Source organism: Rickettsia endosymbiont of Oedothorax gibbosus, assembly GCF_936269705.1.
Classification (GTDB): Bacteria; Pseudomonadota; Alphaproteobacteria; order Rickettsiales; family Rickettsiaceae; genus Tisiphia.
Window position 1 is genome coordinate 945,915 of sequence record NZ_OW370493.1, and the last position, 22,588, is coordinate 968,502.

The following is a 22,588-nucleotide window of genomic DNA, read 5'->3' on the forward strand; positions in this document are numbered from 1 at the left end:
AATCACTATAGTCAATTGTAAGTTGTCATTCCCGCATAGATGCATAAGCGTCGGTTTAAGAAAACAATAATTGAAAAACCGTCATTGCGAGGAGACCGTAAGGTCACGAAGCAATCCACTATTCATTAGACCTCTTGCATAACCTAAAGATAATTGAGGAATTTTTAGGAAAAACGAAGTCGAGTATAGTCAATTCAGGGGAATTTGGTGCTAGGAACGATGGAGCGACGCCTATAAGTAATAGGCGAGCAACGAGTGACGACGTCACCAACTTTCTATCAATTGACTATACCACAGCGTACTAAGATGTACGTGAGAAACGGAGACGAGTTTTGACAACAAAATTACCAATTAGATTAGGTTATGCAAGAGGTCTATTGCCTCCTAGTTCTCGCTATCTAAATTTCTTGGCAACAAATAACATTAATATCGGAGCAGATATGAAGATAGAAGAATATGTACCAACTATTATCCCAAAAAATACTAATAAGCTAAAGCTGTGAATAGCTTCTCCACCAAATATTACTAAAGCTAGGTTTGCCAACAAGGTTGTCACAACTGTTAAAATGGTTCTAGACAAAGTCTCATTAATACTCTGATTAATAATTTGTGGCATTGTTTTCTGATATGATTTCCGTAAGTTTTCTCTAATTCTATCATAGATAACTACTGAATCATTGACAGAATAACCTATTATGGTAAGAATAGCCGCTACGGAAGTTAGATTGAAGTCTAACCTCATCACACTCATAAAACCTAAACTTAGTATGGCATCATGTAGCAAAGCTATCAGTATACCAAGACCAAAATACCACTCAAATCTAGCCCAAGTATAAGCCATTATGGCAAGAAAAGAAAGAATTAGAGCCGTTATTCCTGATTTTATCAAATGAGCTCCAACTTGTGGACCAACAAAATCTACTTTACGATATTCAAATTTATAAGGAAATTGGTTGCTTAAAGTCAATTTGATCAGCTCAATATTGTGCATTAAAGTGTCTTCACTATTGCTACCAACTCGTATCGACAAATCATTCTGGTTACCAAAATTTTGCAATACTACTTCACCAATCTTAAGGTTATTAAGTACTTCTCGCATTTTGGTTAAATCAGGCGATTGATCAAGCCGCACTTCTATAACAATTCCACCAGAAAAATCAATACCAAAATTAAACTTATAAATTCCTATCCATATAATGCTCACAAGAGACAAAATAATGGACATCGTATAGCTTACTTTTTTAAATCTGATAAAATCAAAATTAACTTGCTCAGGTAATAGTCTTAACGGATATAATTTCATTATTAAATTCTTTAATTTATATACCTAAAGCTTGCCTGTACAATTCTAAGATTGCATCTTGTTCAGCCAGCTTATTTCTATCAAGTTTTTTTAGTTTTAACACAGACTTCATAGCCTTGGTATCAAAACCACTGGAGCTGGCTGCATCAAATACATCTTTTATTGCTTCAGATAATTCAGCTTTTTCTTGTTCAAGCCCTTCTATTTGATTTATATATTGTTCTAATTGTTCTTTAGCTATCACTTCTGTCATAAAATTAAAATTTTTTGTTTATCAAGACATCATAATTATACCATATATTTAGTTAACCCTTCTCGGTTTACCTATAGTATATATTATTTTTATTAGCCACTAAGTAATTTATAGATAATTTTGCTATAAATGCTAGAAAAATCTTTAAAATGCACTCGATTAACACTTACATAGCAGCGATTCCAAATATGTCATAGAAGGAAGGTAAGTAAAAGGATATGGAATAAGTTTTTCGTAGAGGAATAGTTAAAAAAGTAGTCAAAGTTGGATAAATTATCTAAGATAATATCAATACACGTCAGTTCGGGATAAGATATAGATGAAATAGTAATAGATAAAAGGATTGTCAAAAAGGAGTGCCTGCAGTATTTATATTTTTAAACAAAAAAACAAACTACAGGCATGAAAAAAGATATCACAGAATTATATAGTTTTATAGATGATTTTTGTAAAATTTATTTGGAGTATGAACAGAGAAAGTTATTACCATCAAATAAGCAAAGAAATCGCTGTTGTAGCATGAGTCTAAGTGAAATGTTAACAATAATAATTATGTTTCATACATCCTATGCTAAGAATTTTAAATTTTTCTATAAAAGTTATATAGAGTGCATGCATAAGGATGATTTTCCCAAAGCCTTGAGTTATAATAGATTTGTTGAATTAATGGCACGATTATTCATACCGCTAAATATGTTGATTCATTTGTTGTTTGGTGAGGAAACAGGTATTTATTTTATTGACTCTACAACGATTAAAGCTTGTCACAATAAAAGGCGTTATAGCAATAAAGTTTTTAAAGGATTAGCCAAACATAGTAGGAAGTGTAATATAGTGAGTTGACATTGTTATAAAAAGGCGATACAATAATGTCATTATTAGCAACTATGAGTAATAGGATGACAACAAGAAGATATAGAATAATATATGAATCGTATGATCATAAGCAACCCACTACAACAATTTCAAGAGTAGAAGTACTTAATGGCGAGCTTAACGAACCAAGTAATTGTCTAGATTTTTCCATAGGTTTGGATAATCAAATTGCTTTAATTCAAGGAGTACAGGATATAGTTTTGCAGGAAAAGATTCAATTAATCCATAAACTAACAAAAGTTACTTGCCCTAAGTGTAAAATTAAAATGCATAAGACTGGTGTAAATAAATCTACTTTTCACGATGTTTTCACTGATCATAACATTGTAATACAGAGATTTAAATGCCATAATTGCGGATATGAAACGCACTCTACCGTCCGCACGTTATTGCAGGGAGTAATTTCTGGTGATTTAAAAAAAATACAAGCTACACTAGGTGCTACACATAGTTTTAGAGAAGGAGAGAAATTATTTGAATTATTTTCTGGTAAAGATCGGCAAATTAATAATCATAATCGTATTAAACAAGTTACAGAATCAGTTGGCAATGCTATTGAAGATATCAATGCTGATGAGAAGGAAATGCTCATTACTGAAGATGCTGTTGAACTAATATTAAATGTAGATGGAGGACATATAAAGACAACAGAGGATCAACGTAGTATGGAGGCTATGGTGGCTGTAGTTTACAAACCAGAATCTATAAAATCAAATAGTCAAGATACCAGGAATTATATTATAAGTAAGAATTGTGCAGCGTCAATTAAGGATGATCGTCAAAAACAAATTATAAGTTCTACTATTATTGCAGCATTGAAACAAGGCTTAAGCCCAAAAACACATATTACCGCACTATGTGATGGGGCGGCAAATTGCTGGAATATAGCAAAGGCACTAGAGCCTTTGTGTGCTAAAATAACTTATATTTTAGATTGGTTTCATTTGGGTATGAAATTTGAGAATATATCGTTACCAAAAAGGCTAAAAGAAGATCTGATGCATATCAAGTGGCATTTATGGAGAGGAGATGTGGAGAAGGCGATGATAAGATTTAAAGAAATATTAGCACTGACAAAAGAAGAACAGCATCATGATAGGATTAAAAAATTATCCCAATATGTTGATAATAATAAAGATAAAATTGTGGATTACTCAACAAGGAAGGATCAAGGGCTGATCTTTACTAGTAATCTTGCTGAATCAACTGTTGAGAGTTTAATCAATCAAAGATGTAAAGGGCAGCAACACATGAGATGGTCTAGAGAGGGGTTAAATCCTATTTTGCAATTAAGATCTATAATCCATAGTAATGATTGGTCTAGCAAATGGAAAACTGCGGTACTAAATGCTGCTTAATAATTCACTATATTACACTTCCATTTATACTAGACAATTTAATTTAGGAAAAATTATCTATAATACTGTTTGGCAATGCGATTTTATTCTATATCATCCTACGAAACATTTTAATTGTCTTTTTACTGAATCTAAGTGGCAACAATCAAGTGGTTCTGCAGATGAAAAATATCCTTATATAATATTAAATATTAAGAAACAAAGTGTTTATAATACTATTATTATTATAGATGGAGATGGTTACAAAAAAGGTGCTTTACAATGGTTAAAAAATCAAGTTTATGGAAACTTAAAAGGTGTTTTTAGTATGTCTGAATTTACAACTTGGACAAACAAAATATCTAATGTAATATGTCCCACTAACTATTTAAAAACTACTAAGTAAATATATAAAAAATAAAGGAATTAAGGATTATGTCGTATCAATATGTTTATGTTATGAATGGTTTAAGTAAGACCATCAACGGTAAACAAATTTTAAAAGAAACCTATTTGTCTTTCTTACCAGGGGCAAAAATTGGTATTATTGGTCCAAATGGAGCAGGTAAATCTACTCTTCTAAAAATCATGGCAGCTATTGATAAAGAATATGATGGTGAGGCTTTTGTGGCTAATGGGGTTAAAGTTGGCTATTTAGCTCAAGAGCCATATCTTGATCCTACTCTAAATGTTTTCGATAATGTTATGGAAAGTTTAAATGATAAGAAAGCCTTAATTGACGAATTTAATGAAATAAGCAATAAATTTGCTGAAGAAATGTCCGATGATGAAATGAATGAACTTTTAGCGAGACAGGCTGATCTACAGGAGAAAATAGATAGTTGTGATGCTTGGAGCTTAGAGCGAGAAATAGAGATTGCTATGTTTGCACTAAGATGTCCAGATAAAGATGCCGATGTTACAAAAATCTCAGGTGGTGAAAAAAGGCGAGTTGCGTTATGTAAACTTTTGTTAGAAAAGCCTGGTATGTTATTACTTGATGAACCGACAAACCATTTAGATGCTGAATCGGTCTCTTGGCTAGAAAATTATTTAAAGAATTATAAAGGTACAGTAGTAGTTATCACCCATGATCGATATTTTCTTGATAATGTAACGGATTGGATATTAGAAGTGGATCGAGGTAGATGTGTTCCATGGCATTCTAACTACAGTGCTTGGCTTGAACAAAAGCAAGCAAAACTAGAAATTGAAGATAAAGAAGAAGATGATAGGAGTAAACAATTAAAACGAGAACTTGAATGGATACGCCAATCACCAAAGGCAAGGCAATCAAAAAGCAAGGCTAGAATTACTGCCTATCAAGATCTGTTGCTTAAACAAAAAGAACAGAGATCAAGCGTAGCACAAATTATTATACCGAATGGTTCATGTCTAGGCGATTTAGTCATAGAGGCAGAACATATAGCAAAGAGATATGATGATAAGGTACTGTTATCAGATTTTAGTTTTAAGGTGGTTCCAGGGGCGATTGTTGGTATTATAGGTCCAAATGGAGCCGGCAAATCTACCTTATTTAATATTATCACTGGTAAAACCAACCCAGACCACGGTTCTATTAAATTAGGACAAACTGTTAAGCTTGGTTATGTTGACCAATCAAGAGATACTTTAGATGATAACAACACTGTGTGGAGTGAAATTTCCTCAGGTCTTGAAGATTTACAACTTGGTTCTAGATCAATGAAAAGTCGTGCTTATTGTGCAGCCTTTAATTTTAGGGGGGGCGATCAACAAAAGAAAGTAGGGCAACTTTCTGGAGGTGAACGTAATAGGGTACACATAGCCAAATTATTAAAAGAAGGAGCTAATGTTATCTTACTTGATGAACCATCGAATGATCTGGATGTTGACACATTACGAGCCTTAGAAGATGCTATTTTAGATTTTGCTGGATGTGTATTAGTGATAAGCCATGATCGTTGGTTTTTAGATAGAATAGCAACCCATATTATTGCTTTTGATAAAGATGGAAATGCTACATGGTTTGAAGGAAATTACCAAGATTATCATGATTATATGATTAATTTAACAGGTGAAAATGTTATTAATCCTAAATATCGTCATAAAAAATTAGTATAAAATATGTCTATAGGAGAAATATTAGTGGTTATGTTAGTAGCAATGATAGTAACAAAGCCAGAAGATATTCCTATGATTATAAAAAAAATCCAAGAATTTAAATTATACTGCTCAGCAGTCAAAAATCAGGCATTAACATATATTACAAAAGATTTAAAAATTGATAATGATATTGTAGAAAATGATGCTGAGCAGTTGAACTTTTATTTAGAAAGAATTATTAATATCCAAGGATATTATGATGGTAATTATTCCCTAAATGAACTTAAAGTAAAATATGATAAGCTTATAAAAATAAAAAGTATAGAATATGGGAATATAATGGAAAATCATAAAAAATAATAAATTTTTTCATATGCTATTAGTGCCAGCTTATTTTGTGCTATAGTCAATTGATGAGAAATTGGGAACGTTATCGCAGGCAGCCTCCTAGCCCCAAATTATCCTGAATTGACTATATAATTATATGAATCTGTTTAACTACTTATTAGGTGTATCTTGTTTAAGAAAATACTAAAAATAAAATTTATTTGTGTAACTATTACATTGATTCTACTAGTCAGTGGAATCAATTTTTGTATATTTTACTTATTTGCCCCTGGGACACTTGTAGAAAACAAGACGGTAATAATCAAACCTAGATTGTCAACTGATCAAATTTCTATGACATTAAGTGATCATAACATCATTAAATATCCTGCTTTATTTGCCTTTCTTGCAAAAATATATTCATTAAAACATTCTATAAAGAGTGGGGAATATATTTTTACTCAAAATATTTCTCCTATGCAAACTCTAAGGATATTATCCAGTGGTAAATCAATTATTCATAAAATGCTTATACCTGAAGGTATGCTTGTCCATGAAATAATAAAAAAAATTAATAGCGAAGAACGATTAATGGGAGAGATTATAGGAATAATTCCTGAAGGATTTTTAATGCCATCTACCTATTTCTTTTCATATGGCGATCAAAAAGAGCAAATCATTGATAAAATGCGAAAATTAATGTCTTTACAGCTCGACAAAATTATGGAAAAATTATCACCTGATTCTCCATTAAAAACTCGCCTTGATGTATTAATCTTAGCATCCATTGTGGAGAAGGAAGCTAGCTTAAACTCCGACAAACCTTCAATTGCCGCTGTATTTCTAAATCGCCTAAAAAAACATATGAAACTACAATCAGATGTAACAACAATTTATGCTATAACACTTGGGAAAGATAAACTAACAAGACCATTAACTAAAAAAGATTTTGCAATGCAATCGCCTTATAATACATATTATATTGCTAATTTACCAGTTGGAGCTATTTCTTGTCCTGGAATAAAATCTCTAGAATCTGTAGTAAATCCTGCTAAAATTGATTCATTATATTTTGTTGGTAACGGTGCGGGAGGGCATAATTTTTCTAATAATTTTAATGATCATAGTAAGCACGTTAAGGCTTATCGTAAAACTTTGAAGGAGCCTTAAGCATGGATTATACTAATATGGATAATACCGAATTTGCTAAATTAGCTGAACAAACTATATCTTTAATTGCAGAGATAATTGAGACAGAAGATAAGGATTGCCTTATCGATATTGATTTCCAGGGTGATATTTTAACTTTAGCTACCAACCAAGGCATATTTGTTATTAATAAACACTCAGCGGCTAAGGAAATTTGGTTATCTTCACCAATTAGTGGTCCTTACCATTTTTATTACACTACTGGTATAGTCAATTCAAGAGAATTTGGTACTAGGAGCGATGGAGCGATGCCTATAAGTAATAGGCAAACGATGAGTGACGACGTCACCAATTTCTCATCAATTGACTATAGATGGCAATCAAAATCATCTGATGATTTGATTGATATTTTACAACAGGAGCTAAAAATTAATTTCAAAAATACTTCAAAAACTTAACACTCGATAATCAAGTTTTTTTGTAGATTTGAATAAAATATAGGACAAAGCTTGTCATTCCTGCTTCGGTGCGGGGTCTAGATTCCCGCCTACGCGGGAATGATGGTATGGACGAGTGAAGCGAAATATGCTTTACTTGTACGGAGTCAGCTGAAAAATAGTTTTCAGCTGCTCCAAATTAAATAATAATTTAATTAATAGGTCCATACCATGATAAATAATAGCATAAAAAATACTATAATAGGAATAGATTTAGCAAAAAATAGTATGCACTTGGTGCAAGTCGATCAAAATGGCAAAAAAATAGGTTATCAAAAAGTTACAAGAGATGAGTTAATAGCCTATTTAAGCAATCTCGATAAAAGTTCATTGGTAGCTATGGAAGCATGTGGAGGAGCTAATTATTGGTCACAGGAAATTGCTAAGCTTGGTTTGCAAGTCAAACTAATGAAAACAAAAGATGTAAAAGTTTATGCTACATCGAAACAGAAAAATGATTATAACGATGCGTTAGCAATATGCAAAGCGGCTCGTGATCCAGAATTAAAAACTGTGCTGCCAAAAAGCAAAGAGGAACAAGATATAAAATTTTTGCATAAAATTAGAAGTAATACGATCAGAGATCGTGTGCAAAAAACTAATTCTACAATATCAAGTTTATGTGAATATGGCTATAATACAAAATTAAGTAAAAATAAATTTTGCAAATCATGTAGGCTGGAGGTAGAGTTAGCGTATAGTAAAGGTTATATAAATTCTGGGATACGGTCAATTTTACTTTTAGAATGTAAAGAAATTGAGGATTTATGTGACAAAGAGAAAACTTTAGAAAAGCTGATTATCAGCAATAATAAGCAAAGTGAGAAAGCTACTAGGTTGCAGACAATTTTTGGCATTGGAGCAATCAATGCTAGTTGTTTGAGTGTAGCCCCAATGGAAAGTTATCCAACCCCGAGGGATTTTGCTGCTTCGCTTGGTTTGGTACCAAAGCAACATAGCTCAGGAGATAAGATAGTTTTAGGAGGGATTACCAAACAGGGAGATAGATATGCCAGAACTATGTTGATTCAAGCTGCAAGGACAATAGCAATAAGAGCAAAAAGTGGTAAGGAATCGAAAGATAAACTAGTGCAGTGGGCAGTGAAGAAATTTGCTGAAAATAAATCATATAATACCAATTGCAATAATTAACACGGTGTGTTTATCCAGTCTCTATACATAATTGATTTTACTAAATCTACATTATGAGCAAATTGATTCCAAGCGTAACAAGCCATAGTGACGATATCTTCATATACACCATAACATTGGTTAGACAAGAAATGATTTTTGATCCATTCCCAAACTTGTTCCATTGCATTAAGTTCCGGTGCATAGGGCGGAAGCGGTATCAAAGTGATATTGCTTGGCACAGTTAGTTTTTTGGCTGTGTGCCAACCTGCATTATCCGTTAGTAAAGCTATATGTCGGTTGCCTTGAATACTGCGAGAAAGCTCTTCTAAGAATTTATTCATTGCCTGTGTGTTTGCATATGGTAAAATTAATGCAAAAGCTTCTCCTGTATCATGGCAAGCAGCTCCATAAATATATGTTGAAATGAATTGCTGTTGCCGAACTTTACGGGGTCTAGTGCCACGCTTAGCCCATATACGAGTTAAGCTACCTTGTTGCCCAACTCGAGTTTCATCCTGAGACCATATATCAACTTTACATCTATCGATATTTTTTGGTAATAATTTTGTTAACATGTCTGGGAAGTTTTTTTATATGTATTTTGAGTCTCTTGATTTGACTTTGGATGCATTGAACGAGAAGTAATCCAGCTAAAACCAAGGCGGTGCATAGTATTGTAGACTGTTTTTAAAGCGCATTTAGCACCATATTCCTCAAGTAACATGATATGTAGCTCCTTTCCAGTTATATACCCACCAGTTTTACTTTCACTGAGCGTATTGATTTTATCAAAAAGAGCAGACTCTTGTATAGTGTTAATCTTCCTAGGGGCACCGCTTCTTTGTGATTCAAATAATCCTTCAAAACCATGATTCCTAAATCTTCTGAGCCATGATTGCACAGTTTTCCAGTGTGACTTCACTATTTCAGATATGGCTTTTAAAGATTTGCCTAATTGAAGGTGATACATCGCCAATAAACGTATACGATTTCGACCATGCGGCTCATGTTTCATCATTTTTATAAAATCATGACCATGAAAACCTTGTGGTAATATTAACCTAGCCATTTGAGTACCTTTATCAGTTAAAAACCCATTTTACACCACTGTGTTAATTATTGCAATTGGTATTATCTCAAATATTATTAAAAACCTTGACCGGAAGCCATACTATCACAGTGAAGAATTTTGATAATATCCCAACTAAACTACTTGTCGTAAAACATAGCGTAAGTTTTGCTAATTAAACGATTATTGGAAGCTTATAGTTGCAGTTACTAACATTAATAATCAATTACTATAAGACTTAGTCGGAGTCTAGTAAACGCTTGAAAAGAAGTAAGACTTAAGCTATTTTTTACAAAAAATAGCTTAGTATTGGGATATTATGCAAGCTCCATACTATAAATAGAATGGATTTTGGTTAAGGTTTTAAGTCATATTGTAAGTATTGAGGGTATAGAACATACGACTACTAAAGCTTATTCTCTTCAAATCAACGGTATGTGTAAGATATTTCATAAAACTATGAAGAACAAGTTTTTTGATATTGCTATACGTAAACTGAAGTTTTAACAAAAATGGATCAAATTCAGAAGTAAATATTTATTCTTTAATGAAAATTTTAGTGAGAATAAGATTTTTTCTTTCAGTCAAAATAAACCTATGTAAGCTGATAGCACAAGATTACAAGCCTTCCATAGATACAATTATTGACATACAATATATCTAATATACTATAGAATTAGTATAAAACTTTGATAGTAATTTAACGGGGTTTTGAACAATATATTAATATACTAAAAGCCTAATTAATACCAATTGCAATAATTAACACGGTGTGTTTATCCAGTCTCTATACATAATTGATTTTACTAAATCTACATTATGAGCAAATTGATTCCAAGCGTAACAAGCCATAGTGACGATATCTTCATATACACCATAACATTGGTTAGACAAGAAATGATTTTTGATCCATTCCCAAACTTGTTCCATTGCATTAAGTTCCGGTGCATAGGGCGGAAGCGGTATCAAAGTGATATTGCTTGGCACAGTTAGTTTTTTGGCTGTGTGCCAACCTGCATTATCCGTTAGTAAAGCTATATGTCGGTTGCCTTGAATACTGCGAGAAAGCTCTTCTAAGAATTTATTCATTGCCTGTGTGTTTGCATATGGTAAAATTAATGCAAAAGCTTCTCCTGTATCATGGCAAGCAGCTCCATAAATATATGTTGAAATGAATTGCTGTTGCCGAACTTTACGGGGTCTAGTGCCACGCTTAGCCCATATACGAGTTAAGCTACCTTGTTGCCCAACTCGAGTTTCATCCTGAGACCATATATCAACTTTACATCTATCGATATTTTTTGGTAATAATTTTGTTAACATGTCTGGGAAGTTTTTTTATATGTATTTTGAGTCTCTTGATTTGACTTTGGATGCATTGAACGAGAAGTAATCCAGCTAAAACCAAGGCGGTGCATAGTATTGTAGACTGTTTTTAAAGCGCATTTAGCACCATATTCCTCAAGTAACATGATATGTAGCTCCTTTCCAGTTATATACCCACCAGTTTTACTTTCACTGAGCGTATTGATTTTATCAAAAAGAGCAGACTCTTGTATAGTGTTAATCTTCCTAGGGGCACCGCTTCTTTGTGATTCAAATAATCCTTCAAAACCATGATTCCTAAATCTTCTGAGCCATGATTGCACAGTTTTCCAGTGTGACTTCACTATTTCAGATATGGCTTTTAAAGATTTGCCTAATTGAAGGTGATACATCGCCAATAAACGTATACGATTTCGACCATGCGGCTCATGTTTCATCATTTTTATAAAATCATGACCATGAAAACCTTGTGGTAATATTAACCTAGCCATTTGAGTACCTTTATCAGTTAAAAACCCATTTTACACCACTGCGTTAATTATTGCAATTGGTATTAGATCTATCTGGCTTAGGAACGATCTCAATAATCTTAAGAAACGGCTAGTAGCTTTAGAAACTAAAATGGCTCAGGATGGCATTATACTTACGGAAGCTCAATTACGTGTCTTGGAGAATCGTAAGAATCTTAAAGAGGCACATGGGGAAATAGAGACAGAACATCCAGGCGGTTCTGTCGCATCTATAAATTATGCTATACCAAAATTGTTACAACTTATATTTTGGACATTATGATGCCATTAACATAGCAAAATTCTCAAAAGTAGAAAGATTATCATTAGCTCCAATTATTTGTCTTTTTTGAATCATACGAACATTTTCTATACCGGTAATAGTCATTTCTGCAGAATGAAAACTCTTAAAACCAAGCATTGGCTTTGTACGTTTTTTGATAAACCTATGATCTTGTTCTACAAGATTATTTAGGTATTTTTTCTGAATAACCTTAATTTTATAATCTTCAGGAGCTTCTGTATTCAGATCATTAAGAGCAGCCGTATTACTACCGCTTTTATCAATTACTACTTTCTCAGGAAAATTATTCTCTCTGAAAGCTTTACGAAAAAATGCAAGTGCTGCAGGCTTGTCTCTATGCTTACGTAGCAGAAAGTTTACAGTATTACCAAGACTATCTAGTGCTCTATATAAATAAACCCATTTACCGTTTAATTTAATATAAGTCTCATCCATTCTCCAACTACTACCAACTGGCTTCTTGCTTTTTCTAACCACCTGATCTATCAATGGTACAAATCTTATAACCCATCTTTGTAATGTAGAATGATCAATTTTTGCTCCCCTTATACTCATCATTTCTTCCAAATCTCGATAACTTAAAGAAAATCGGCATTTCATATAGACAAATAACATTATTATTTCTGGTGAAGAACAAAATCCTTTGAAATATGGTAATAATCTTGCAGTAATACGACACATATTAACATCTTTTTTAGGTCATTATATCAATCTTTTTTCTATTGTCCAACATATGCGACAGAACCCGTCCATCTGTACCCTTTCTCCAGGAAGATTACAATTGTATCTTTTAGCTTGTTTACGATAATGCCTTTTCTTTTGCAAATATGGTACATTGTTTTTGCTAAAGATTTTATGGATTGTAGCTAAAGATAAGGAAATATCATACAATCTTTTTATTTCACTTTGAACCCGCCTAACTCCTAATTTACGTTCATTTCTTAGTGATAAAATAAGCTTTTCTTGTTGAGCTGTTATCTTGCTTTGACAGTTATAAGGCTTACGGCTTAGCTCTTTTAATCCATCAACGCCGCTCTTTTCATAACGTTGTAACCATTTTCGTAAAGTAGGTCGAGAAATACCACATCTACGGCATACAATCCCAGCATCCTTTACCTCTTTATATAGTTTTATCCAACTTAAACGTGTTTTTTCTAATCTATCCATTTAGCTATTTTAGCACATCCTAAAATTGAAACAATCTCTATGAATCATACAACTTAGTGCCACAAGTGGTATTTTTTTGAGTTTTGACGGATGGACTATATACTACTAATACTATTGAATCAGCCAATCGGCAAATCAGGAAAATTATTAAAAATAAAGGGGTATTTCCAGATGATAAATCAATTCAGAAAATAATATTTTTGGCATTGACAAACGCTCAAAAGAAGTGGACAATGCCAATTAAAGATTAGTCAGTTGCCTTGAATCAATTTGCCATACTTTGTGGTACTGATGACCAAAAATGGGCAAATGTCGATCAAAGATGGACTAACTCTGATATCATACTTACACAATCTTTCTGATAGACCCGATTTATATGGAAAACTCTACTGTTTTAATATTTTCTCTACGAAAAGTTTAGTCTGGATACCAAACACTTCAAGCCTTTTAGCTCATATTTGGAATTGCTGTTTTTAACTATTCCTCTACGAAAAACTTATTCCATATCCTTTTACTTACCTTCCTTCTATGACATATTTGGAATCGCTGCTTACCATCCTTCTATGCCACATTTGGAATTGCTGCACCTATTAGGTCTATAGATGAATTCTGAGAATATAGTAAATCATACTCCATCGTAGAGGTAATAATTTCTGTGTAATAAGCATTATCATTTTTTACTGTTTCAGTACCATGACCACTAGGATTTGTTTCTTCAATGTTAGCATTAGCAGTACTAGACTCCATCGTAGAGGTAATATCTTCTATGTACGTAACCTGAGTATTTTTAAGTTCTGTTCTAATATCCTGTACTACTTGAGCTCCTATATTGTTATAGTATAAATTTAAAGAAATAACTTGAGTATTTTTAAGTTCTGTTGCAAGGTCCTTTGCTCCTTGATCTCCTATATTGTTACTTGATAAAACTAAAGTCGTAACCTGAGTATTTTTAAGTTCTGTTGCAAGGTCCTTTGCTCCTTGATCTCCTATATTGTTACTTGATAAAACTAAAGTCGTAACCTGAGTATTTTTAAGTTCTGTTGCAAGGTCCTTTGCTCCTTGATCTCCTATATTGTTACTTGATAAATCTAAAGTCGTAACCTGAGTATTTTTAAGTTCTGTTGCAAGGTCCTTTGCTCCTTGATCTCCTATATTGTTACTTGATAAATCTAAAGTCGTAACCTGAGTATTTTTAAGCTCTGTTGCAAGGTCCTTTGCTCCTTGAGATCCTATATTGTTACTTGATAAATCTAAAGTCGTAACCTGAGTATTTTTAAGCTCTGTTGCAAGGTCCTTTGCTCCTTGAGATCCTATATTGTTACGTGATAAATCTAAAGAAGTAACCTGAGTATTTTTAAGTTCTGTTGCAAGATACTTTGCTCCTTGAGCTCCTATATTGTTATGTGATAAATTTAAAGAAGTAACCTGAGTATTTTTAAGTTCTGTTGCAAGGTCCTTTGCTCCTTGAACTCCTATACTGTTACCTGATAAAACTAAAGTCGTAACCTGAGTATTTTTAATACCAATTGCAATAATTAACGCAGTGGTGTAAAATGGGTTTTTAACTGATAAAGGTACTCAAATGGCTAGGTTAATATTACCACAAGGTTTTCATGGTCATGATTTTATAAAAATGATGAAACATGAGCCGCATGGTCGAAATCGTATACGTTTATTGGCGATGTATCACCTTCAATTAGGCAAATCTTTAAAAGCCATATCTGAAATAGTGAAGTCACACTGGAAAACTGTGCAATCATGGCTCAGAAGATTTAGGAATCATGGTTTTGAAGGATTATTTGAATCACAAAGAAGCGGCGCCCCTAGGAAGATTAACACTATACAAGAGTCTGCTCTTTTTGATAAAATCAATACGCTCAGTGAAAGTAAAACTGGTGGGTATATAACTGGAAAGGAGCTACATATCATGTTACTTGAGGAATATGGTGCTAAATGCGCTTTAAAAACAGTCTACAATACTATGCACCGCCTTGGTTTTAGCTGGATTACTTCTCGTTCAATGCATCCAAAGTCAAATCAAGAGACTCAAAATACATATAAAAAAACTTCCCAGACATGTTAACAAAATTATTACCAAAAAATATCGATAGATGTAAAGTTGATATATGGTCTCAGGATGAAACTCGAGTTGGGCAACAAGGTAGCTTAACTCGTATATGGGCTAAGCGTGGCACTAGACCCCGTAAAGTTCGGCAACAGCAATTCATTTCAACATATATTTATGGAGCTGCTTGCCATGATACAGGAGAAGCTTTTGCATTAATTTTACCATATGCAAACACACAGGCAATGAATAAATTCTTAGAAGAGCTTTCTCGCAGTATTCAAGGCAACCGACATATAGCTTTACTAACGGATAATGCAGGTTGGCACACAGCCAAAAAACTAACTGTGCCAAGCAATATCACTTTGATACCGCTTCCGCCCTATGCACCGGAACTTAATGCAATGGAACAAGTTTGGGAATGGATCAAAAATCATTTCTTGTCTAACCAATGTTATGGTGTATATGAAGATATCGTCACTATGGCTTGTTACGCTTGGAATCAATTTGCTCATAATGTAGATTTAGTAAAATCAATTATGTATAGAGACTGGATAAACACACCGTGTTAATTATTGCAATTGGTATAAGTTCTGTTGCAAGGTCCTTTGCTCCTTGATCTCCTATATTGTTATATGATAAAACTAAAGTCGTAACCTGAGTATTTTTAAGTTCTGTTGTAAGGTCCTTTGCTCCTTGATCTCCTATATTACGGTTACCTGATAAAACTAAAGTCGTAACCTGAGTATTTTTAAGTTCTGTTGCAAGGTCCTTTGCTCCTTGATCTCCTATATTACGGTTGAATGATAAAACTAAAGTCGTAACCTGAGTATTTTTAAGTTCTGTTGCAAGATACTTTGCTTCTTCATCTCCTATATTGTTATATAATAAAACTAAAGAAGTAACCTGAGTATTTTTAAGTTCTGTTGTAAGATCCTTTGCTCCTTGAAATCCTATATTACGGTTGAATGATAAAACTAAAGTCGTAACCTGAGTATTTTTAAGTTCTGTTGCAAGGTCCTTTGCTCCTTGATCTCCTATACTGTTAAGTGATAAATCTAAAGTCGTAACCTGAGTATTTTTAAGTTCTGTTGCAAGGTCCTTTGCTCCTTGATCTCCTATATTGTTACGTGATAAATCTAAAGTCATAACCTGAGTATTTTTAAGTTCTGTTGCAAGGTCCTTTGCTCCTTGATCTCCTATATTGTTACTTGATAAAACTAAAGTCGTAACCTGAGTATTTTTAAGTTCTGTTGCAAGGTCCTTTGCTCCTTGATCTCCTATATTGTTACATGGTAAAACTAAAGTCGTAACCTGAGTATTTTTAAGTTCTGTTGCAAGGTCCTTTGCTCCTTGATCTCCTATATTGTTACATGGTAAAACTAAAGTCGTAACCTGAGTATTTTTAAGTTCTGTTGCAAGGTCCTTTGCTCCTTGATCTCCTATCTTATACTTGAATGATAAATTTAAAGTAGAAACATTTAAAATACCACCAACCCACCTATCACTATCCTGTACTGCACGTTTCACCTTAGGAGATTGTCCTTCATTTCCTTCTAAATAGGAGGGCAACAGTTCATTATGATTCAATACTTTTTCTTGTGTTATAGCATTTTTTGTTACAAAACTTAATGTTTTCCCAAATTTTGTAAGATTTTTTCCTACCTTAAATTGGGGAAAATAACTTTCTTGTTTAGGTAGAGTAATCATAAAAGCAGTATTATTGAGTAAAGAAGTCTGATTACTTATTCCTGTAGCATTTTTTACTGCATTTGATAAGCTGCTTTGATTTTCTAGCGAGGTATTATTAGGCATTTTAGGTGTACTTGAAATAGTATTGCCAGTACGAATTGTAGAAGCAAGAGTAGCGAACATTAATAATGATTTTGCAAAATCAGTGTGAGGAATATCACCTCTAAGAACCTCTGCCTCAGTAGATGGTTTATATGTATTATATTTAGGAAAATTATGCTTCCGATATTGACTAGTCCATTCCCCTTTATTATGATTATTAACACGTCGCCCCATTTTATCCTCATTTTTATATAGTTAACCACTCTGCACTGCAAGTGCAGAGCTTAATATTACGGCATAAATGCCTTTAGCCTCAGCTAATTTTCAACTTGAAAGTCCCCCACAGCATCATTTTTACCTTCGTGCTTTTCTATATAGGCTTTGATCATCTGATCTGTGACATTACCTGCAGCAATTCCAAATATGACATTATGGATACATAGGGAAATTTTAGCATTGCGATCCACTCAACTTTAAGACGAATAATCTATTTTTCTGTTAAAGATTTGTATGTATTTTCTTGAATTCTATAAATATTTTTATACAAACTTATCATAATTCACGTTATTGTAATCAATTTGGTAAAAACCAACGGTTAGCAATAAATAAGTCTATTGCTCTAGAAAAAGCTTTTGATAGGTCGAATCTATATTGGCGGGACTCTGTAATCTCGTTTGCCAGCTAATATCTCCCATAACATTTCCATTGATTCAAAGAAAAAAAGGTCTACTAAACTTCTTATTCGTTCCCATAACGATCCTAATCTACCAAATTGCTCCCTCATTTCTTGAAATAATTTATCAACTAATTGGTGTATTTGATGAATAGTAAATGCTAACAAAGTAAAATTGTAGAAATTATAACATAGATTCTCAGAACCATGACCGTAATTATGTTCTATATTATAACCATGATTCTTTAAGCTATTAAAGCATTCGTTCTCTATTTTCCAACGTGCTCTTGCTCCGTCTATTATTGTTTTAGCATTATCTGAGGTGATTTCTAGATCAGTAATCCATTTACCATAATACTGACTTTTGTTACTACCATCTTTCTGCGGCACTAGCTCCCATGCCGCTATATAATTTGTTCTTACCTTAGTGCTAGTAAATAATTCAACATCATTAACCCATTCAATTATCAATTTGTTCCTTCTAAGGCTCAATGTCTCTATCTTTGATTTATCTACAGATTGAACATTATCCATTAATGTCTTATGATTATTGGGTTTTACTTTAAAAATATAATTAGCTTTATGATCACGAATTGTTTCTATCACTGGAGTTGTTGCATATAAGGCATCAGCATTGATTATTATCCCTAATTTATCATGATCCTTTCTAAATCTTGTCAAAAATCTCTTGAAAGCATTCGTCTCACAATCCTCTTTCTCATCACCATCTTGTACACGAATTTCCTCAGGCATTACTGGTATTACTTGTCGTAACCCAAATTTTACAATAGCCCCTTGTAATACTTGATGACAATGATATTGGTTATTTTTATGCCCTCTAATTAGGCAACGTTTACAACTCACTTTATCAGAGCTGTAATATTGTGTACCATCAACATTTAATAAGTATTTACCAGGAAATATTTGATATTGTTCTAGATGCTTCCCTCGTTGTAATTTACTAAATAATTCTTTGAAAATAGGTCTAAACGTTACGTCACTATCTACTTGGTCTATTACGTTCCTCATCCCCTGATCGCTAGGAAGCGATTGTACTGTAAACATGCTACGCAGATTATTACGTTGTTCCTTCCTTTCCATACGCCTTTGAAATTCTAGCAAAGATACTGATTGAAAATACATACACGCCAAACCAGATAACATAATATCTGCTATACTATTACTACTATTTACACCCCTTCTATCTTCTATACCAGCAAATCTATCTGCAATCATACTTCTGATTGCACTAAAACTTAAATGTTTCTTTGAATGCATAACTTGATACCAATATTATATTGATATTATCTTAGATAATTTATCCAACTTTGACTACTTTTTTAACTATTCCTCTACGAAAAACTTATTCCATATCCTTTTACTTACCTTCCTTCTATGACATATTTGGAATCGCTGGGGATAAGGATATTGTGAACATGTAGATTAAAATCAAATTTTGTTGAAGGTTTATTTTTCTTTAATGAGTAAGCAACAAGAGTAGATAATATATGGACAAAGGCATTTATTGGTGATCTATGTCTAGTATGTTCAAGGTTCATTTTATTTTTTAGATAATCAAAAACTGTTTCAATTAAGTTACGCTTTCGAAGTAAGATTTTTTCTTTCAAATCCATTAATTTATTTTCCATATTCTTCTTAATTCCATGAATCATTTTTAAGCCTCTTTCATATAAATTTAAGAACAAATTTTGCTTAATATAACCTTTATCAGCTGCTATAATTCCAGTTAATCTTTTTGTTAACTCCGGTACTGGAACCCTATCATCTACATTGCCTTTGGTCACTTTTAATGCCATAAACTCCCCTTTATTATTGATTATTACATGTAATTTAAAACCATAAAAATACCCCATAGAGGATTTACTATGTTTGGCTAATCCTTTAAAAACTTTATTGCTATAACGCCTTTTATTGTGACAAGCTTTAATCGTTGTAGAGTCAATAAAATAAATACCTGTTTCCTCACCAAACAACAAATGAATCAACATATTTAGCGGTATGAATAATCGTGCCATTAATTCAACAAATCTATTATAACTCAAGGCTTTGGGAAAATCATCCTTATGCATGCACTCTATATAACTTTTATAGAAAAATTTAAAATTCTTAGCATAGGATGTATGAAACATAATTATTATTGTTAACATTTCACTTAGACTCATGCTACAACAGCGATTTCTTTGCTTATTTGATGGTAATAACTTTCTCTGTTCATACTCCAAATAAATTTTACAAAAATCATCTATAAAACTATATAATTCTGTGATATCTTTTTTCATGCCTGTAGTTTGTTTTTTTGTTTAAAAATATAAATACTGCAGGCACTCCTTTTTGACAATCCTTTTATCTATTACTATTTCATCTATATCTTATCCCGAACTGACGTAAATAGTATTGCCAAACCAGGTTTGGAGTGCAGATATAACGTATATAAGACTGAGCCAAGGGTTCGTATATTTAGTAGCTATTATTGACTGGTATAGTCGTTATATTCTAAGTTGGCGAATCTCCATTAGTTTGGAAAGTGAATTTTGTGTAACAGCCCTTGAAGACGCTATAGAAAAATATGGTATGCCAAAAATATTTAATACTGATCAAGGAGTACAATTTACCTCGGAGAATTTTATTAGTATGCTAAAGCTACATAATATCTTGATTAGTATGGATGGTAAGGGACGAGCCTTAGATAATATTTTTATTGAACGTTTTTGGCGATCATTAAAACAGGAAAAAATTTATCGGATTATTTTAACAACAGTAAAGGAGGCAAAGACAGCAATTAACGAATATATGGACTTTTATAATAGACAAAGGATGCATCAAGCTTTGGATTATAAAACTCCAGAATGTGTATATTTTGAAAAAAATATTGTATAAAAACAACAATTTAATTTTTGTGAATTATATCTCTATTTATCTAAATTTTTGTCTAGACAAAGGGGACCACCTTATACTGTCAGCTTACGACCATCCCCATCAATTACTGTCTTCTCATAGCTACCATTACGACGATTATTATCTACTTTTGGCATCTTGCTATGTTTTGAATATCCTAATTCATGATCCAACTCACTTGCTAATATTTTCTCAACTATTTGCTTCTTTAGCTGTTGAAATAAACCATCTCGACCAAATAACTCCGATGGATCTGCTTTTGATAATAATTCTTCTACTAGCTGATTACTGATGTTTAATGTATCTTTATCTGTATCTAATTTTTTAGCCATAATTCCTCCTTGCTTGCTTAAGTTACTTTTTTTACAGTAATCTCTTACTGCTTTCTTTGCAACTTACACAAACTATAGGACAGACTCTGGTTTCTGCATTCTTATAAATATCCTTGAGTGACCTCTCATTCCCACGGCTTCTAGAGCCTCGACATAATTACGGATTTTATTCAGAATACTTATTCATTAACTCTTTAACTTTCGTTCTCTTTATTGTTACTATTCTTTACTCGCAATATTTATCAATTACCAATTTTTATTTAGTTGACATAGTTTCTTCTTTTTTCTCAACTAAACTAATTTGCAACATATTCGCTACCATTGGTGACTACTGCATAAGCAATCCTTGCTAACTTATTTGCTAAACCAACACATATAATATTATATGATTTATTTTCAGCAAATTTCTTCACTGCCCACTGCACGCACTAGTTTATCTTTCGATTCCTTACCACTTTTTGCTCTTATTGCTATTGTCCTTGCGGCTTGAATCAACATAGTTCTAGCATATCTATCTCCCTGTTTGGTAATCCCTCCTAAAACTATCTTATCTCCTGAGCTATGTTGCTTTGGTACCAAACCAAGCGAAGCAGCAAAATCCCTCGGGGTTGGATAACTTTCCATTGGGGCTACACTCAAACAACTAGCATTGATTGCTCCAATGCCAAAAATTGTCTGCAACCTAGTAGCTTTCTCACTTTGCTTATTATTGCTGATAATCAGCTTTTCTAAAGTTTTCTCTTTGTCACATAAATCCTCAATTTCTTTACATTCTAAAAGTAAAATTGACCGTATCCCAGAATTTATATAACCTTTACTATACGCTAACTCTACCTCCAGCCTACATGATTTGCAAAATTTATTTTTACTTAATTTTGTATTATAGCCATATTCACATAAACTTGATATTGTAGAATTAGTTTTTTGCACACGATCTCTGATCGTATTACTTCTAATTTTATGCAAAAATTTTATATCTTGTTCCTCTTTGCTTTTTGGCAGCACAGTTTTTAATTCTGGATCACGAGCCGCTTTGCATATTGCTAACGCATCGTTATAATCATTTTTCTGTTTCGATGTAGCATAAACTTTTACATCTTTTGTTTTCATTAGTTTGACTTGCAAACCAAGCTTAGCAATTTCCTGTGACCAATAATTAGCTCCTCCACATGCTTCCATAGCTAGCAATGAACTTTTATCGAGATTGCTTAAATAGGCTATTAACTCATCTCTTGTAACTTTTTGATAACCTATTTTTTTGCCATTTTGATCGACTTGCACCAAGTGCATACTATTTTTTGCTAAATCTATTCCTATTATAGTATTTTTTATGCTATTATTTATCATGGTATGGACCTATTAATTAAATTATTATTTAATTTGGAGCAGCTGAAAACTATTTTTCAGCTGACTCCGTACAAGTAAAGCATATTTCGCTTCACTCGTCCATACCATCATTCCCGCGTAAGCGG

The 22,588-nt window shown here is 32.8% G+C and carries 26 protein-coding genes and 6 pseudogenes; 15 read left to right on the forward strand and 17 right to left on the reverse strand.

All coding sequences use genetic code 11. The features are described 5' to 3' along the window. Positions 1-134 precede the first annotated feature (134 nt). Positions 135-305, forward strand: coding sequence for a palindromic element RPE2 domain-containing protein (locus NBW66_RS05220; RefSeq protein ID WP_250311935.1), 171 nt, complete (start codon positions 135-137; stop codon positions 303-305). A gap of 89 nt (positions 306-394) precedes the next feature. Here NBW66_RS05220 and secF read toward each other — a convergent pair whose 3' ends face one another. Both secF and NBW66_RS05230 read right to left on the reverse strand, forming a co-directional pair. After that, entirely contained in the window at positions 395-1,303 is a 909-nt protein-coding gene (gene secF / locus NBW66_RS05225; RefSeq protein WP_250311936.1) for a protein translocase subunit SecF, read from the reverse strand. A gap of 16 nt (positions 1,304-1,319) precedes the next feature. Further along, positions 1,320-1,556, reverse strand: coding sequence for a DUF2312 domain-containing protein (locus NBW66_RS05230; RefSeq protein ID WP_094649130.1), 237 nt, complete (start codon positions 1,554-1,556; stop codon positions 1,320-1,322). 402 nt (positions 1,557-1,958) lie between these two features. On the opposite strand from NBW66_RS05230, the pseudogene NBW66_RS05235 reads away from it, so the two are divergent. The 8 genes and pseudogenes from NBW66_RS05235 to NBW66_RS05270 form a co-directional block, all read left to right on the forward strand. Then, positions 1,959-2,378 (forward strand): annotated as a pseudogene (locus NBW66_RS05235) (transposase); the annotation flags it as partial. Positions 2,379-2,425: 47 nt separating this feature from the next. Then, positions 2,426-3,790, forward strand: a complete 1,365-nt coding sequence (locus NBW66_RS05240) for a UPF0236 family transposase-like protein (RefSeq protein WP_250311117.1) — start codon at positions 2,426-2,428, stop codon at positions 3,788-3,790. Next, positions 3,780-4,175 (forward strand): PD-(D/E)XK nuclease superfamily protein, encoded by a 396-nt coding sequence (locus tag NBW66_RS05245; protein ID WP_250311938.1) that lies wholly within the window; start codon positions 3,780-3,782, stop codon positions 4,173-4,175. The genes NBW66_RS05240 and NBW66_RS05245 overlap by 11 nt, the downstream gene beginning before the upstream one ends. A 29-nt stretch (positions 4,176-4,204) precedes the next feature. Beyond that, entirely contained in the window at positions 4,205-5,872 is a 1,668-nt protein-coding gene (ettA, locus tag NBW66_RS05250; RefSeq protein WP_250311939.1) for an energy-dependent translational throttle protein EttA, read from the forward strand. 30 nt (positions 5,873-5,902) lie between these two features. Further along, the gene (locus NBW66_RS05255; protein WP_250312268.1) at positions 5,903-6,214 is read left to right on the forward strand and encodes a DUF2672 domain-containing protein; all 312 of its coding nucleotides are present in this window, start codon (positions 5,903-5,905) and stop codon (positions 6,212-6,214) included. Between the two features lie 156 nt (positions 6,215-6,370). Next, on the forward strand, positions 6,371-7,351 hold the full coding sequence (gene mltG, locus NBW66_RS05260) for an endolytic transglycosylase MltG (RefSeq protein ID WP_250311940.1): 981 nt from the start codon (positions 6,371-6,373) through the stop codon (positions 7,349-7,351). A 17-nt stretch (positions 7,352-7,368) separates the two neighbouring features. Beyond that, the gene (gene cyaY / locus NBW66_RS05265) at positions 7,369-7,788 is read left to right on the forward strand and encodes an iron donor protein CyaY (protein ID WP_250311941.1); all 420 of its coding nucleotides are present in this window, start codon (positions 7,369-7,371) and stop codon (positions 7,786-7,788) included. A gap of 210 nt (positions 7,789-7,998) precedes the next feature. After that, positions 7,999-8,979 carry an IS110 family RNA-guided transposase gene (locus NBW66_RS05270; protein WP_250311942.1) on the forward strand — a complete coding sequence of 327 codons (981 nt, stop codon included), beginning with the start codon at positions 7,999-8,001 and terminating at the stop codon, positions 8,977-8,979. On the opposite strand, the gene NBW66_RS05275 is transcribed toward NBW66_RS05270, so the two are convergent. After that, a complete protein-coding gene (locus tag NBW66_RS05275) occupies positions 8,976-9,536 on the reverse strand; it encodes an IS630 family transposase (RefSeq protein ID WP_250310543.1) in 561 nt (186 codons plus the stop codon). The two genes, NBW66_RS05270 and NBW66_RS05275, sit on opposite strands and share 4 nt — an antisense overlap. Then, on the reverse strand, positions 9,530-10,030 hold the full coding sequence (locus NBW66_RS05280) for a helix-turn-helix domain-containing protein (protein ID WP_250310542.1): 501 nt from the start codon (positions 10,028-10,030) through the stop codon (positions 9,530-9,532). The genes NBW66_RS05275 and NBW66_RS05280 overlap by 7 nt, the downstream gene beginning before the upstream one ends. Before the next feature lie 375 nt (positions 10,031-10,405). On the opposite strand from NBW66_RS05280, the pseudogene NBW66_RS05285 reads away from it, so the two are divergent. Continuing rightward, positions 10,406-10,525, forward strand: a pseudogene (locus NBW66_RS05285) (IS481 family transposase); the annotation flags it as partial. 267 nt (positions 10,526-10,792) lie between these two features. Here NBW66_RS05285 and NBW66_RS05290 read toward each other — a convergent pair. Together NBW66_RS05290 and NBW66_RS05295 are read right to left on the reverse strand one after the other, a co-directional pair. Next, positions 10,793-11,353, reverse strand: a complete 561-nt coding sequence (locus NBW66_RS05290) for an IS630 family transposase (protein WP_250310543.1) — start codon at positions 11,351-11,353, stop codon at positions 10,793-10,795. Next, a complete protein-coding gene (locus NBW66_RS05295) occupies positions 11,347-11,847 on the reverse strand; it encodes a helix-turn-helix domain-containing protein (RefSeq protein WP_250310542.1) in 501 nt (166 codons plus the stop codon). Before NBW66_RS05295 ends, NBW66_RS05290 begins: the two co-directional genes overlap by 7 nt. A gap of 58 nt (positions 11,848-11,905) precedes the next feature. On the opposite strand from NBW66_RS05295, the pseudogene NBW66_RS05300 reads away from it, so the two are divergent. Continuing rightward, positions 11,906-12,082: pseudogene (locus tag NBW66_RS05300) on the forward strand (IS481 family transposase); the annotation flags it as partial. Positions 12,083-12,142: 60 nt separating this feature from the next. On the opposite strand, the gene NBW66_RS05305 reads toward NBW66_RS05300, so the two are convergent. Continuing rightward, positions 12,143-12,850, reverse strand: coding sequence for an IS6 family transposase (locus NBW66_RS05305; RefSeq protein WP_250310712.1), 708 nt, complete (start codon positions 12,848-12,850; stop codon positions 12,143-12,145). Between the two features lie 21 nt (positions 12,851-12,871). Then, the gene (locus NBW66_RS05310) at positions 12,872-13,336 is read right to left on the reverse strand and encodes a helix-turn-helix domain-containing protein (RefSeq protein WP_250311943.1); all 465 of its coding nucleotides are present in this window, start codon (positions 13,334-13,336) and stop codon (positions 12,872-12,874) included. 83 nt (positions 13,337-13,419) lie between these two features. On the opposite strand from NBW66_RS05310, the gene NBW66_RS14925 reads away from it, so the two are divergent. Next, positions 13,420-13,587: a transposase gene (locus tag NBW66_RS14925; protein ID WP_410525819.1), complete on the forward strand. Its 168-nt coding sequence runs from the start codon at positions 13,420-13,422 to the stop codon at positions 13,585-13,587. 310 nt (positions 13,588-13,897) lie between these two features. On the opposite strand, the gene NBW66_RS05315 is transcribed toward NBW66_RS14925, so the two are convergent. Both NBW66_RS05315 and NBW66_RS14930 read right to left on the reverse strand, forming a co-directional pair. After that, the gene (locus tag NBW66_RS05315) at positions 13,898-14,083 is read right to left on the reverse strand and encodes a hypothetical protein (RefSeq protein ID WP_250311944.1); all 186 of its coding nucleotides are present in this window, start codon (positions 14,081-14,083) and stop codon (positions 13,898-13,900) included. Positions 14,084-14,224: 141 nt separating this feature from the next. After that, positions 14,225-14,872, reverse strand: a pseudogene (locus NBW66_RS14930) (leucine-rich repeat domain-containing protein); the annotation flags it as partial. A 46-nt stretch (positions 14,873-14,918) separates the two neighbouring features. Between NBW66_RS14930 and NBW66_RS05320 the strand changes: the two are divergent. Together NBW66_RS05320 and NBW66_RS05325 are read left to right on the forward strand one after the other, a co-directional pair. Continuing rightward, positions 14,919-15,419, forward strand: coding sequence for a helix-turn-helix domain-containing protein (locus tag NBW66_RS05320; protein WP_250310542.1), 501 nt, complete (start codon positions 14,919-14,921; stop codon positions 15,417-15,419). Next, on the forward strand, positions 15,413-15,973 hold the full coding sequence (locus tag NBW66_RS05325) for an IS630 family transposase (protein ID WP_250310543.1): 561 nt from the start codon (positions 15,413-15,415) through the stop codon (positions 15,971-15,973). Before NBW66_RS05320 ends, NBW66_RS05325 begins: the two co-directional genes overlap by 7 nt. On the opposite strand, the gene NBW66_RS05330 is transcribed toward NBW66_RS05325, so the two are convergent. The 4 genes and pseudogenes from NBW66_RS05330 to NBW66_RS05345 form a co-directional block, all read right to left on the reverse strand. Beyond that, positions 15,939-17,429, reverse strand: coding sequence for a leucine-rich repeat domain-containing protein (locus NBW66_RS05330; RefSeq protein WP_250311945.1), 1,491 nt, complete (start codon positions 17,427-17,429; stop codon positions 15,939-15,941). The genes NBW66_RS05325 and NBW66_RS05330 overlap by 35 nt on opposite strands. 83 nt (positions 17,430-17,512) lie before the next feature. Continuing rightward, positions 17,513-17,605 (reverse strand): annotated as a pseudogene (locus NBW66_RS05335) (IS200/IS605-like element ISW1 family transposase); the annotation flags it as partial. Positions 17,606-17,841: 236 nt separating this feature from the next. Continuing rightward, positions 17,842-19,146 (reverse strand): transposase, encoded by a 1,305-nt coding sequence (locus NBW66_RS05340; protein ID WP_250311217.1) that lies wholly within the window; start codon positions 19,144-19,146, stop codon positions 17,842-17,844. A gap of 104 nt (positions 19,147-19,250) precedes the next feature. After that, a complete protein-coding gene (locus NBW66_RS05345; RefSeq protein ID WP_250311946.1) occupies positions 19,251-20,168 on the reverse strand; it encodes an IS982 family transposase in 918 nt (305 codons plus the stop codon). Between the two features lie 109 nt (positions 20,169-20,277). On the opposite strand from NBW66_RS05345, the pseudogene NBW66_RS05350 reads away from it, so the two are divergent. Further along, positions 20,278-20,766 (forward strand): annotated as a pseudogene (locus NBW66_RS05350) (IS3 family transposase); the annotation flags it as partial. A 71-nt stretch (positions 20,767-20,837) separates the two neighbouring features. Here the strand turns inward: NBW66_RS05350 and NBW66_RS05355 are convergent. From NBW66_RS05355 to NBW66_RS05360, 3 genes are all read right to left on the reverse strand, one after another. Then, positions 20,838-21,116 (reverse strand): transposase, encoded by a 279-nt coding sequence (locus tag NBW66_RS05355; protein WP_250311947.1) that lies wholly within the window; start codon positions 21,114-21,116, stop codon positions 20,838-20,840. Positions 21,117-21,412: 296 nt separating this feature from the next. Continuing rightward, on the reverse strand, positions 21,413-21,541 hold the full coding sequence (locus NBW66_RS14470) for a hypothetical protein (RefSeq protein ID WP_284346674.1): 129 nt from the start codon (positions 21,539-21,541) through the stop codon (positions 21,413-21,415). Then, the gene (locus NBW66_RS05360) at positions 21,513-22,463 is read right to left on the reverse strand and encodes an IS110 family RNA-guided transposase (RefSeq protein WP_250310785.1); all 951 of its coding nucleotides are present in this window, start codon (positions 22,461-22,463) and stop codon (positions 21,513-21,515) included. The genes NBW66_RS14470 and NBW66_RS05360 overlap by 29 nt, the downstream gene beginning before the upstream one ends. Positions 22,464-22,588 lie beyond the last annotated feature (125 nt).